Genomic DNA, 12,813 nt, shown 5'->3' with positions numbered 1-12,813 from the left:
CGAGGCGCGGCGTGCCGATCCCCGCCCTCGCGCGGGCCCTGGCCCGGGCTGCCTTATGGCCGCCCGGTTCCGGCCCTTGACAGTGGGCGGCCCGGCGTCCGGCGGAGAGGGAAGCGATGATCAGCGTGTTCGACCTGTTCAAGATCGGCGTCGGCCCCTCCTCCTCCCATACCGTCGGCCCGATGGTCGCCGGCAAGCGGTTCCGCGATGCCCTGCCGGCCGGCACCGCCCGGATCACCGCCGAGCTGTTCGGCTCGCTGGCCTGGACCGGCAAGGGCCACGCCACCGACCGGGCCGTCTGCCTGGGCCTGCTCGGCGCCGTGCCCGCCACCCTGGAGCCGGACGACGTGCCCGCCCTGATCGCCCGCCTGGCCATCGAGAAGGCGGTGGACGCGCCGGACGGCGGCCGCGCCGGGTTCGATCCGGACGCCGATTTGATCTTCGATTTCAAGACCCTGCTGCCGCGCCACACCAACGGCATGCGGTTCCGCGCCTATGACGGCGACGGCGGGATCAGCGCCGAGCGGATCTTCTATTCCATCGGCGGCGGCTTCGTGGTGGCGGACGGCGAGACCCAGGAGGTGGCCGAGCACCCGGTGCCCCACCCGTTCGACTGCGCCGCCGATCTGCTCACCGCCTGCGCCCGCACCGGCCTCTCCATCGCCGAGGTGCAGATGGCCAATGAGTGCGCCCTGAAGCCCCGCGCCGAGGTGGAGGCCGGGCTCGACGCCATCGCGGGGGCCATGTTCGCCTGCATCGACCGGGGCTTGGCGGTGGATGGCAGCCTGCCGGGGCGCCTGCGCGTGAAGCGCCGGGCCAAGGCGATCCGCGAGAAGCTGGAGGCCGACCGGGGCCTCAACCAGCGCCCGCCGCACGAGATCATGGACTGGGTCTCGGTCTTCGCCATCGCGGTGAACGAAGAGAACGCCGCCGGCGGACGGGTGGTCACCGCCCCCACCAACGGCGCCGCCGGCATCGTCCCCGCGGTGCTGCGCTATGCCAGCGACTTCTGCCAGGAGGTCGGCCCGGAGGAGGTCCGCGCCTTCCTGCTGACGGCGGCGGCGGTGGGCAGCCTGATCAAGCGCAACGCCTCCATCTCGGGCGCCGAGGTGGGCTGCCAGGGCGAGGTGGGCTCGGCCGCCTCCATGGCCGCCGCCGGGCTGGCGGCGGTGCTGGGGGCGAGCCCCGAGCAGATCGAGAACGCCGCCGAGATCGCCATGGAGCACCATCTGGGCATGACCTGCGACCCCATCGGCGGGCTGGTGCAGATCCCCTGCATCGAGCGCAACGCCTTCGGCGCCAACAAGGCCATCGCCGCCGCCTCGCTGGCGCTGCGCGGCGACGGCATCCACCACGTCTCGCTCGACCAGGTGATCGAGACCATGCGCCAGACCGGCGCCGACATGCAGTCCAAATACAAGGAGACCTCGCAGGGCGGCCTCGCCGTGAACGTGCCCGAGTGCTGATCCGCGCCGCCTGAGCCGGCCCAGGTCCCGCCCTACCCTGGTCCCGCCTGCCCCACGACCCGGCCCGCGCCGGGCCGAACGCCGTCGCTTGCCCATAACCCCTTGCCTTCCAACAAGAAGAGGACGCCCATGAACGTGCAGATGAAGCCCACGTCCGCCCCCTTCGCCGATCCGGCGGTGTTCGATGCCATCGGCGCCGAGCTGCGCCGCCAGCAGGAGCAGATCGAACTGATCGCCTCGGAGAACATCGTCTCGGAGGCCGTGCTCGCCGCGCAAGGCTCTGTTCTGACGAACAAATATGCCGAGGGCCTGCCGGGCAAACGCTACTATGGCGGCTGCGAGCATGTGGACGTGGTGGAGGAGATCGCCATCGACCGGGCGAAGCAGCTGTTCGGCTGCGGCTTCGCCAATGTGCAGCCGCACTCGGGCGCCCAGGCCAATGCCGCCGTGCTGATGGCCCTGCTCCAGCCCGGCGACACGCTGCTCGGCATGTCGCTCGCCGCCGGCGGCCACCTCACCCACGGCGCCCCGCCCACCTTGTCCGGCAAGTGGTTCAAGGCGGTCGGCTACGGGGTGAGCCCGGACACCGCGCTGATCGACTATGATGAGGTGGAGCGCCTCGCCCTGGAGCACCGGCCGAAGCTGATCATCGCCGGCGGCTCGTCCTATCCGCGCATCATCGATTTCGCCCGCTTCCGCGCCATCGCCGACCAGGTGGGCGCGCACCTGATGGTGGATGCGGCCCATTATGCCGGGCTGATCGTGGCCGGGGCCTATCCCTCCCCCTTCCCGCACGCCCACATCGTCACCACCACCACCCACAAGACCCTGCGCGGCCCGCGCGGCGGGCTGGTGCTCACCAATGACGAGGCGCTGGCGAAGAAGCTCAACTCCGCCGTCTTCCCCGGCCTCCAGGGCGGGCCGCTGATGCACGTGATCGCGGCCAAGGCGGTGGCCTTCGGCGAGGCGCTGACGCCGGAGTTCCGCACCTATGCCCTCCAGGTTGTCTCCAACGCCCGCGCGCTGGCCGCGCGGCTGACGGACAGGGGCGCGGCCATCGTCTCCGGCGGCACCGACAGCCACATGGTGCTGGTGGACCTGCGGCCCTTCAACGTCACCGGCAAGGCGGCGGAGATCGCCCTGGAGCGGGCGGGCCTCACCTGCAACAAGAACGGCATTCCGTTCGATCCGCGGAAGCCCGCTGTCACCTCCGGCATCCGCCTCGGCACCCCGGCCGGCACCACGCGCGGCTTCGGCCTCGCCGAGTTCGAGCAGGTGGGCGACATGATCGCCGAGGTGCTGCAAGGGCTTGCCCAGAGCGGCGAGGCCGGCAACAGCCTGACCGAGGCGCGGGTGCGCGATCAGGTGGGCGCCCTGTGCCGGCGCTTCCCGCTCTATCCGACGCTGTGAAACCGGGGCGCCCGGCCGACGCCGGGCGCCCGCTCAATCCGGGCGTGGCCCGGTATAGACCGCGCGCGGCCGGATCAGGGCCTGCGTCGCCCGCTGCTCGCGCGCATGGGCGATCCAGCCCACGCAGCGGCCGATGGCGAACAGCAGGAAGGCCGAGCCCTCCGGCAGGCCGAGCGCCCGCCGCAGCGCCACCAATGCGAAATCGATGGATGGCGGCTGTCCGGTGAGATCGGCCACGCAGGTGATGATCTCACCCGCCTGCGGCAGGCGCGGCAGCACCAGCGGCAGCAGCGCCTTGGCCCGCACATCGCCGTTCGGATAGAGCGGATGGTGAAAGCCGGGAAGCGGCTCGCCGCTCTCCAGCCGGCGGCGGATCCTGCCCGCCATATCCCCGCCGTCCAGGCTCCCCCAGAAGCTCTCCACCCGCGCCGTCGCCCCGCCATGGCGGAAGCCGCTGAGCGCCGCCAGCCCGCCGATCACCGCCGCCCGCAGCGAGGCGCCGGTGGAGGCAACACAGCGGGCGGTGAAGCCGGAGGCGTTGAGCTCATGGTCGGCGCACAATACCAGCGCGCGGCGGATGAGGTCGGCGCCCGCCGCATCGGTGCCGAAGGCGCGGGCCAGTTGCAGATGCACCGGCTCGGCTGACGGCGCCGCGCGCAAGGCCGCCGCCGCCAGATGGCGCACCAGCGCGCCGGCGCCGCGCGCTTCCAGCCCGGGGTCGCGCCAGGACGCGGTGGCGTCATCGTCGGTGGCGGCGGCGAACAGGGGCAGCAGCGTCTCGTTGGCCGGCTGCGGCGCGAGGCAGGGCAGCAGCGCCGCATAGGCAGGCGGGACGTCCGGCGCCCGGGAGGGAAAGGCGAGCGCCGGCTCCACATGCCAGAGCAGGCCGGCGATGTCCTCCAAGGTCGCATGTTCAGCGAGGGCAGCCGCGTCCCGGCCGCGGAAATAGAGCCGCTCGCCCTCGATCAGCGTGAGCGCGGATTCCAGCACCGGCAGGCCCCAGTCGAGGGTCGAGCGGGCGATTTCCTTGGGCCGGCGGCCGCGCCGCCGCTCCTTGGCGAGGCGCGCCACATCCTCCGCCAGATACCGGCTCTGGCGCGGGTCGGCGCCGTCATGGGCCTTCAGCAGGCCCCGGCTGACATAAGCGTAGAGCGTCTGGCGCGAGACGCCGAGCCGGGCTGCGGCCTCCTCGGCGCCGAGATAGCGGTCCATGGCGACCTTGGATATTGATTCATATTATCAACGTTGACGATATGTGGTTTCGGCCCGCATGTGAAGCGTATCCGCACCACAGGAGCGCGCCATGCCCTCTCCGCTTTCCGCCCCCACGCCCGATCCGTTCTCCGATGCCCTCGCCGCCGCCTGGGCCGGGCTCGGCGGCGATCCGGCACGGCTCGGCGCCGTGCGGCAGGCCGGTGGGCAAAGCCTGCCCTCGGCCTTCGCGGTGAGTGATCTCGCGGCCGCATCGGTGGCCACCGTTGGCTTGGCGCTGGCGGACTATGCGGCCGGGGGCGGCGCCCCGCCGGTGCTGGTGGACCGGCGCCTCGCCTCGCTCTGGTTCGGCACCTCGCTGAAGGCGCAGGGCTGGACGCCGCCGCCGGTGTGGGACCCCATCGCCGGGGACTATCCGATGGCGGACGGCTGGATCCGCCTCCACACCAATGCCCCGCACCACCGCGATGCCGCCCTCGCCGTCCTCGGCGTCGCCGCCGATCGCACGGCCGTTGCCGGGGCGGTGGCGGGATGGCGCGGCGCGGAGCTTGAGGCCGCCGTGGTGGACCGGGGCGGCTGCGCGGCCCTGATGCGCAGCCGGGCGGACTGGCTGGCCCATCCGCAGGGGCAGGCGGTGGCGGCGGAGCCCTTGTTCTGGCGCGAGGACGGGGCGGCGAGCGACCGGCCGGAGCGGGCGATCCCGGCGGGGCGGCCGCTCGCCGGGCTCAAGGTGCTCGACCTCACCCGGGTCCTCGCCGGCCCGGTCGCCACACGCGTCCTCGCCGGCTTCGGCGCCGACGTGCTGCGCATCGATCCGCCGTTCTGGGACGAGCCCGCCGTGCTGCCCGACACGACCCTCGGCAAGCGCTGCGCCCGGCTCGACCTGCGCCTGCCGGAAGGGCGCGCGCGGCTCGCGGCCCTGCTGGGGCAGGCGGACGTGATGGTGCACGGCTATCGCTCGGACGCGCTGGAGCGCCTGGGCCTCGGCCCGGCGGCACGGCAGGCGATCCGCCCCGGCCTCGTGGACGTGTCGCTGGATGCCTATGGCTGGACCGGCCCCTGGGCGCGGCGGCGGGGCTTCGACAGCCTGGTGCAGATGAGCTGCGGCATCGCGGAGGCGGGCATGCGGGCCTACGGTACCGACCGGCCCAAGCCTTTGCCGGTACAGGCGCTGGACCATGCGGCAGGCTATCTGCTGGCCGCCGCCGCGCTGCGGGGCCTCGCCCTGCGGCGGGCGACCGGCCGCGGCTCGCTCTGGCGCACCTCGCTGGCGCGGGTGGCGGAACTGCTGGTTTCCCTACCCGCCGCCGCCCCGTCCGATCAGTTAGGGGCGGCGGAGGCGCAAGACTACGCGCCGGGGCTGGAGCAGACCGGCTGGGGACCCGCCCATCGCCTCCGCCCGCCGCTGCTGATTCCGGGCCTGCCCATGGCCTGGGCCCGGCCGGCCGGGCCGCTCGGCATGACCGAGGCCGCGTGGTAGCGGCCCGCCGTCAGGAGCCGCGCCGCAGCAGGCCGCGATAGATCTCCTCGTCGTCGCACAGGCCGGCGAGGCGGCCGAGCTTGTCCACCAGCAGGATCGGATGGTCGGTCTGGCACTTGAGGGCGATGGCCGCCTTCAGCTTGAGGTCGAGCGGCGCGACGATGAGGTCGGCGGCCGGCGCCACCGCGCCGCTGTCCGGGTCCGCCGCCACCAGGCGGCCTTCCCGGCCGTTGAGGGAGACGGACACCGGCCGCCCCTCGCCGTCGATGACCACACGAACCTGCCCGTCCCGGCCGAGCAGGATCGCCCCATCGTCCCGCCGCAGCGCGCTGGCCGGCGTCATCACCGCATTGCCGCGCAACACGTTGAGCGGGTTCATGTGCTTCACGAACTCCGCCACATAGGCATCGGCCGGGCGCAGCAGGATGTCCTCCGCCGTGCCCGCCTGGACGATGCGCCCGCCCTCCATGATGGCGATGGTGTTGCCGATCTTCAGCGCTTCGTCGAGGTCGTGGCTGACGAAGACGATGGTCTTCTGGATGCGCTGCTGGAGGTCGAGCAGCTCATCCTGAAGCTTGTCTCGGATCAGCGGATCGAGCGCCGAGAACGGCTCGTCCATGAGCAGGATGTCGGCGTCGGTGGCGAAGGCGCGGGCGAGGCCGACCCGCTGCTGCATGCCGCCGGACAGCTCGTGGGCATATTTGTCCGCCCATTGCGACAGGCCGACCATGGCCAGCTTCTCGTCCACCAGGCGGTTGCGCTCCGCCGTGGGCGTGCCGCGCAGCTCCAGGCCGAAGCCGACATTCTCGCGCACCGTGCGCCAGGGCAGCAGGCCGAACTGCTGGAACACCATGGAGACGGTGCGCATGCGGATGTCGCGCAGCATGCGGGCCTCGCATCGCGCCACGTCGATCAGCGTGCCGTCGTGATGCACGAACACCTCACCGCGCGCCACGGTGTTGAGGCGGTTGACGGCGCGCAGGATGGTGCTCTTGCCGGAGCCGGACAGGCCCATGAGCACGCAGATCTCGCCCCGGCCGATGGTGAGGTTGACGTTCGCCGCGCCGAGCACGCAGCCGGTGGCGGCCAGGATGGTGTCACGGCTGGCGCCCGCGTCGATCATCGGGAAGGCCCGCGCGCGCTGGTGGCCGAACACGATGTCCACATTGCGGAATTCGACGGCGGTGGCGGCGCGGACCTGGGCCGCCTCGGGCGGCACGGTGCTGTGGGCGGTCATGGGTCAGGCCTTCCGGGAGCGGCGCGCGGCGCGGTCCGGCCGCTTGCACACGCGGTCGAGCACGATGGCGAGGATGACGATGGCCATGCCGGCCTCGAAGCCCATGGACACGTTCACGGTGTTGAGCGCCCGCACCACCGGCTTGCCGAGCCCATCCGAGCCGACCAAGGCGGCGATGACCACCATGGAGAGGCTGAGCATGATGCACTGGGTGATGCCGGCCATGATGGTGGGCAGCGCATAAGGCAGTTCCACCTTGAACAGCAGCTGCCGCCGGGTGGCGCCGAACGCCTCGCCCGCCTCCACCAGCGCCGAGGGCACGGAGGAGATACCGAGGTGGGTGAGGCGGATGGGCGCCGGCAGCGCGAAGATCACCGTGGAGATGAGGCCCGGCACCACGCCGAGGCCGAACAGCACCAGGGTGGGAATGAGATAGACGAAGGTGGGGATGGTCTGCATCAGGTCCAGCACCGGCCGGATGGCGGTGTAGAGCCAGGGCCGGTGCGCCGCGGCGATGCCCACCGGCACGCCGATCAGCACGCAGACGAAGGTGGCGCACAGCACCAGCGACAGCGTCTCGATGGTGGCGTCCCAATAGCCGAGGTTGGCCACCAGCAGCAGCGCCCCGAGGATGAAAACCGCGAGCCCGATGGAGCGGTGGACGAGATACGCCCCCATGGCGCAGAGCGCGATGAGCAGCAGCGGCGGCACGAACAGCAGCAGATCGGTGAGGCTGCCGATCATCCAGCCGAGCACAGCGGAGATGAGGTCGAACACCGCCTGGGCATGGGTGCTGAGGAAGTCCACCACCGCCTTGAGCCATTGGCCGAGCGGGATCTTGTGGTCGACGAGCCAGTCATACATGGGCCGATCTCCGCCCTGGAGAATGGGATGAACGTCCGCCGGCCGCCGCGGGGGCGACGGCCGGCGGCCCGGCTCACATCTTCAGCGATTTCTTCACCGCTTCGAGGCCCGGCTTGCCGTCGATGGTGGTGACGCCGGCGAGCCACGGCTCCCACGCCTTCGGATTGGCCTTCAGCCACTTCTCGGCCGCCTTGTCCGCGTCCATGCCGTCGAACAGGATATAGCCCATCACGGTGTTTTCGAGCGGCAGGCTGAACTTCAGGTTCTTGATCAGCGTCCCGGCATTGGGGCATTCGCCGAGCCAGCCGGCGCGCACGTTGGTGTAGATGGTGGCGCCGCCGAGATCGGGCCCGAAGATGTCGTCGCCGCCGGCCAGATACTTGATGGAATACTTGGTGTTCATCGGGTGGGGTTCCCAGCCGAGGAAGACGATGGGGTCCTTGCGCTTGGTGGCGCGCTCTACCTGCGAGAGCATGCCCTGCTCGCTGGATTCCACGATCTCGAACTTGCCGAGGCCGAACTTGTCGTCCTTGATCATGCCGATGATCAGCCGGTTGCCGTCATTGCCCGGCTCGATGCCGTAGATCTTGCCCTTCAGCTTGTCCTTGAACTTGGCGATGTCGGCGAAGCTCTTGAGGCCCGCGTCATAGAGATAGGTGGGCACGGCCAAAGTGTATTTCGCGCCTTCGAGATTGGCGTTCAACACCTCCACCGACTTGTCGTCCACATAGGGCTTGCGGTCGGCTTCCATGGTCGGCATCCAATTGCCCAGGAAGACGTCGATGTCCTTGTTCTTCATGGACGTATAGGTCACCGGCACGGCCAGAACCTGCACCTTAGGCGTATAGCCCAGTCCCTTGAGAAGGGTGGAGGCAAGGCCCGTGGTGGCGGCGATGTCGGTCCAGCCCACATCGGCGAAGCGCACCGTCTTGCAGGCCGGCGCATCGGCGGCCCGGGCCGCGCCGCCGGCAAAGGCGAACAGCGCCGCGCCCACGGCCAGCGCGGTGGTCAATGTCCTGAACACACGAATGCCAGTCATATCCATTCCCCTACGAAAAGACGGAGGGCCGGCGACGCGCGGCCCCTTCACTTCGAAAGAAGGCGGCGGCCGTGATGCTCCGGCCGTCTTGCGCGGGCCACATTGGACGGGCTCCATTGAACGAGCATTCAAGACTCATCGCGGCGGTTTGTCACGCGCATTATTTACCCGTTCAACGATGAAAAGTAAGGCACTGCAATATGCCACCGCCCAGCCGCGGGCGACTGAAGCAAAGCACTCACTGCACGTCTTTTGCGCTGGGCATGAGAATGATTGAACGTATAATCAACGCACTCACCGCAGGAGGCTTGTCATGGCAGACGCAGCGCACGCCCGCACCGAGGCCGAGGATGCGCGGCGTCAGCAACTGATCGATGCCACCATCGCCTGCCTTGCGGACATCGGCTTCGTCGCCACCACGCTGATGCAGATCGCCCGCCGGGCGAACGTCTCCCCCGGCCTCGTGGCGCATTATTTCGGCGACAAGAACGGCCTCCTGGAAGCCACCCTGCGCCACCTGGCGCGCCGCCTCGCGGAAGGCACCGCCCGCCGCCTCGCCGCCGCCCGCACCCCGCGCGAGCGGGTGCAGGCGGTGATCGAGGCCAATCTCGCGCCGGAGGAATTCGACCGCCGCACCTCCAGCGTCTGGCTCGCCTTCTGGGGCCAGGTCATCCACGAGCAGCGTTTCGCCCGGGTGCAGAACGTCTACCAGCGCCGCATGCTGTCCGACCTCGTGCATGCGCTAAAGCGGCTGGTGGCGCCGGAGGACGCCCAGCGCATCGCCATATCCATCGCCGCGGTCATCGACGGCCTGTGGCTGCGCGCCACCCTCTCCAATGCGGGCGAGCCGGACAGCGTGGTGGCCCGCACCATCGCCACCGCCTTCGCCGATTCCCAGATCGCCGCCGCCCCGCCCCGGCCGAGCACCGTGATGCTCCCGGCCGAGCCCACCGCGCAGGCCGGCCCGGTGCGCAACCAGATCGGCGGCGGCCCCGTGGCCAGCATGGACAAGGCGACCTTCGCCACCCGCAACCCGGCCACCGGCGAGCTGCTTGCCGAAATCGAGATCGCCGGCCCCGCCGAGGTGGACCGGGCGGTGGCCGCAGCGCAGGCCGGGCAGAAGACATGGGCGGCCATGACCGGGGCCGAGCGCGGCCGCATCCTGCGCCGCGCCGCCGACCTGCTGCGCGCGCGCAATGACGAGCTGGCGCGACTGGAGACGCTCGACACCGGCAAGCCGATCCAGGAAACCAGCGTCGTGGACGTGCTGTCCGGCGCCGACTGCCTGGACTATTTCGCCGGCCTCGCGCCCACCCTCACCGGCGAGCATGTGGACCTTGGCCCGGAGGCGTTCGGCTATACGCGGCGCGAGCCCCTGGGTGTCGTGGCCGGCATCGGCGCCTGGAACTATCCGCTCCAGATCGCCTGCTGGAAGGCGGCGCCGGCGCTGGCCTGCGGCAACGCCATGATCTTCAAGCCGGCGGAGCTGACCCCGCTCACCGCCGTGAAGCTGGCCGAGATCTTCACCGAGGCGGGGCTGCCCGACGGCGTGTTCAACGTGGTGCAGGGCTTCGCCGAGACCGGCCGCCTGCTCACCCGCCATCCCGGCATCGCCAAGGTGTCGCTCACCGGCGAGGCCGGCACCGGGCGGAAGGTGATGGCGGATGCCGCCGCCACGCTGAAGCACGTGACGCTGGAACTGGGCGGCAAGTCGCCGCTGATCGTGTTCGAGGATGCCGACATCACGGACGCGGTCTCCGCCGCCATGCTGGGCAATTTCTATTCCGGCGGCGAGATCTGCTCCAACGGCACCCGCGTCTTTGTCCACGCCGGCATCCACGAGGCGTTCCTGGCGCAACTGGCGGAGCGCACGGCGAAGATGATCGTCGGCGATCCGCTCGATCCCACCACCCATGTGGGCGCGCTCATTTCTGAGCCGCACATGCGCAAGGTGCTCGGCTATATCGAGGCCGCGAAGGCCGCCGGGGCGCGCCTCGTGGCGGGCGGCCACCGCGTCGAGACGGGTGTCCTGAAGCGCGGCTGGTTCGTCGCCCCCACCGTCTTCGCGGACTGCACGGACGACATGCCGAACGTGCGCGAGGAGATCTTCGGCCCGGTCATGTCCGTGCTCGGCTTCGAGGACGAGGACGAGGTGATCGCGCGGGCCAACGACACCGCCTTCGGCCTCGCGGCGGGCGTGTTCACCACCAACCTCGCCCGCGCCCACCGCGTCATCGCCCGGCTTGAGGCGGGCACCTGCTGGATCAACCAGTACAACATCACGCCCATCGAGCTGCCGTTCGGCGGCTTCAAGCAGTCAGGCCTGGGGCGCGAGAACGGCCGTGCCGCCATCGAGCACTACACCCAGATCAAGAGCGTCTACGTCAATCTCGGCCCCGTGGCCTCGCCCTATTGATGGAGCGCACTGTGGCCACCGAAACGTTCGACTATGTGATCGTGGGCTCCGGCTCGGCCGGCAGTGTCCTGGCCGACCGGCTCTCCGCGGATGGCCGGCATACGGTGCAGGTGCTGGAGTTCGGCGGCTCCGACCGCTCGGTGCTGATCCAGATGCCGGCGGCGCTGTCCATCCCCATGAACATGCCTAAGTACAATTGGGGCTTCGAGACCGAGCCCGAGCCGGGCCTCGGCGGGCGCCGCCTGGTGTGCCCGCGCGGCAAGGTGATCGGCGGTTCGTCCTCGGTCAACGGCATGGTCTATGTGCGCGGCAATCCGCACGATTTCGACCGCTGGGAGGAGGAAGGCGCGGCAGGCTGGGGCTATCGCCACGTGCTGCCCTATTTCCAGCGCGCCGAGAGCCGGCGGGAGGGGGGCGACACCTATCGCGGCGCCTCCGGCCCGCTCGCCACGCAATATGGCAAGGCGGAGAACCCGCTCTACAATGTCTTCGTGGACGCCGCCAAGCAGGCCGGCTATCCTGCCACCGCCGACATCAACGGCGCCCAGCAGGACGGCTTCGGGCGCATGGACATGACGGTGAAGGACGGCGTGCGCTGGTCCGCCGCCAATGCCTACCTGAAACCCGCCCTGAAGCGGGCGAATCTCAGCCTTGTCACCCATGCCCTCGTCTCGCAGATCCTGTTCGAGGGGCGACAGGCGGTGGGCGTGCGCTACGAGCGGGACGGGGTCGCGCATGAAGCCCGTGCGCGGCGCGAGGTGATCCTCGCCGCCGGCCCGATCAATTCGCCCAAGCTGCTCAAGCTCTCCGGCATCGGGCCCGCCAGCGAACTGCGGCTGCTGGGCATCGAGGTGCGCGCCGACCGGCCCGGCGTCGGCGAGAATTTGCAGGACCATCTGGAGTTCTACTTCCAGATGGCCTGCACCCAGCCGATCACGCTCTATTCCAGCACCGGCCTGATCCCGCGCGGCCTCGTGGGCGCGCAATGGCTGTTCACCCGCACCGGGCTCGGCGCCAGCAACCATTTCGAGACCTGCGGCTTCATCCGCTCGCGCGCCGGCATCCGCTATCCGGACATCCAGTATCATTTCATCCCGCTGGCCGTGACCTATGACGGCAAGGGCCTCGCCAGCGAGCACGGCTTCCAGGCCCATGTGGGGCCGATGCGCAGCAAGAGCCGGGGCTGGGTACGGCTGAGATCGCGCGATCCGAAGGATCATCCACGCATCTTCTTCAACTATCTCGGCCATGAGGACGACATCGCCGAGATGCGCGCCTGCGTGCGCCTCACCCGCGAGATCTTCGCCCAGGCGGCGTTCGATCCCTATCGCGGACGGGAGATCCAGCCCGGCGCGGACGTGACCTCGGACGACGCCATCGACGCCTTCATCCGCGAGAAGGTGGAGAGCGCCTTCCACCCGTCCTGCAGCTGCCGGATGGGCGAGGCGGACGACCCCATGGCGGTGGTGACGCCGGACACTAAGGTCATCGGCGTGGAGGGCCTGCGCGTGGTGGACAGTTCCATCATGCCGTCCGTCACCACAGGCAATCTCAACGCCCCCACCATCATGATCGGTGAGAAGGCGGCCGACATCATCCTCGGCAAGCCGCCGCTGGCCGCCTCCAACGCGCCCTACTACACCGCGCCGGACTGGCAGACCGCGCAGCGCTGACCCGGTGAAGGGCGCC

At 70.3% G+C, this 12,813-nt stretch carries 9 protein-coding genes; 5 read left to right on the top strand and 4 right to left on the bottom strand.

What is annotated here, in order from left to right:
• Positions 1-116 precede the first annotated feature (116 nt).
• Together YU1_RS0108925 and glyA are read left to right on the top strand one after the other, a co-directional pair.
• Positions 117-1,466 carry an L-serine ammonia-lyase gene (locus YU1_RS0108925; RefSeq protein WP_029003767.1) on the top strand — a complete coding sequence of 450 codons (1,350 nt, stop codon included), beginning with the start codon at positions 117-119 and terminating at the stop codon, positions 1,464-1,466.
• Between the two features lie 129 nt (positions 1,467-1,595).
• Entirely contained in the window at positions 1,596-2,876 is a 1,281-nt protein-coding gene (glyA, locus tag YU1_RS0108920; RefSeq protein ID WP_051356663.1) for a serine hydroxymethyltransferase, read from the top strand.
• 33 nt (positions 2,877-2,909) lie between these two features.
• Here glyA and YU1_RS0108915 read toward each other — a convergent pair whose 3' ends face one another.
• Positions 2,910-4,088, bottom strand: a complete 1,179-nt coding sequence (locus YU1_RS0108915) for a citrate synthase family protein (RefSeq protein WP_029003765.1) — start codon at positions 4,086-4,088, stop codon at positions 2,910-2,912.
• Between the two features lie 91 nt (positions 4,089-4,179).
• On the opposite strand from YU1_RS0108915, the gene YU1_RS0108910 reads away from it, so the two are divergent.
• A complete protein-coding gene (locus YU1_RS0108910; RefSeq protein WP_029003764.1) occupies positions 4,180-5,568 on the top strand; it encodes a CoA transferase in 1,389 nt (462 codons plus the stop codon).
• Between the two features lie 10 nt (positions 5,569-5,578).
• Here YU1_RS0108910 and choV read toward each other — a convergent pair whose 3' ends face one another.
• From choV to YU1_RS0108895, 3 genes are all read right to left on the bottom strand, one after another.
• Entirely contained in the window at positions 5,579-6,805 is a 1,227-nt protein-coding gene (choV, locus tag YU1_RS0108905; protein ID WP_051356662.1) for a choline ABC transporter ATP-binding protein, read from the bottom strand.
• Between the two features lie 3 nt (positions 6,806-6,808).
• Positions 6,809-7,669, bottom strand: coding sequence for a choline ABC transporter permease subunit (choW, locus tag YU1_RS0108900; protein ID WP_029003762.1), 861 nt, complete (start codon positions 7,667-7,669; stop codon positions 6,809-6,811).
• Positions 7,670-7,742: 73 nt separating this feature from the next.
• Complete coding sequence (locus tag YU1_RS0108895; RefSeq protein WP_035714557.1) at positions 7,743-8,708, bottom strand: choline ABC transporter substrate-binding protein; 966 nt, start codon at positions 8,706-8,708, stop codon at positions 7,743-7,745.
• A gap of 313 nt (positions 8,709-9,021) precedes the next feature.
• Between YU1_RS0108895 and betB the strand changes: the two genes are divergently transcribed.
• A complete protein-coding gene (betB, locus tag YU1_RS0108890) occupies positions 9,022-11,124 on the top strand; it encodes a betaine-aldehyde dehydrogenase (RefSeq protein ID WP_084539757.1) in 2,103 nt (700 codons plus the stop codon).
• 11 nt (positions 11,125-11,135) lie between these two features.
• Positions 11,136-12,797 (top strand): choline dehydrogenase, encoded by a 1,662-nt coding sequence (gene betA, locus YU1_RS0108885; protein WP_425339143.1) that lies wholly within the window; start codon positions 11,136-11,138, stop codon positions 12,795-12,797.
• Positions 12,798-12,813 lie beyond the last annotated feature (16 nt).

This window comes from Azorhizobium doebereinerae UFLA1-100 (assembly GCF_000473085.1).
Taxonomy (GTDB): domain Bacteria; phylum Pseudomonadota; class Alphaproteobacteria; order Rhizobiales; family Xanthobacteraceae; genus Azorhizobium; species Azorhizobium doebereinerae.
Note: the sequence above shows the minus strand (reverse complement) of the source record. Positions and strands in the feature narration are given on the sequence as shown.

Coding starts and splice junctions, on each gene's coding strand:
- YU1_RS0108925 (WP_029003767.1), top strand. CDS start 117: ATGATCAGCGTGTTCGACCTGTTCAAGATCGGCGTCGGCCCCTCCTCC.
- glyA (WP_051356663.1), top strand. CDS start 1,596: ATGAACGTGCAGATGAAGCCCACGTCCGCCCCCTTCGCCGATCCGGCG.
- YU1_RS0108915 (WP_029003765.1), bottom strand. CDS start 4,088: ATGGACCGCTATCTCGGCGCCGAGGAGGCCGCAGCCCGGCTCGGCGTC.
- YU1_RS0108910 (WP_029003764.1), top strand. CDS start 4,180: ATGCCCTCTCCGCTTTCCGCCCCCACGCCCGATCCGTTCTCCGATGCC.
- choV (WP_051356662.1), bottom strand. CDS start 6,805: ATGACCGCCCACAGCACCGTGCCGCCCGAGGCGGCCCAGGTCCGCGCC.
- choW (WP_029003762.1), bottom strand. CDS start 7,669: ATGTATGACTGGCTCGTCGACCACAAGATCCCGCTCGGCCAATGGCTC.
- YU1_RS0108895 (WP_035714557.1), bottom strand. CDS start 8,708: ATGACTGGCATTCGTGTGTTCAGGACATTGACCACCGCGCTGGCCGTG.
- betB (WP_084539757.1), top strand. CDS start 9,022: ATGGCAGACGCAGCGCACGCCCGCACCGAGGCCGAGGATGCGCGGCGT.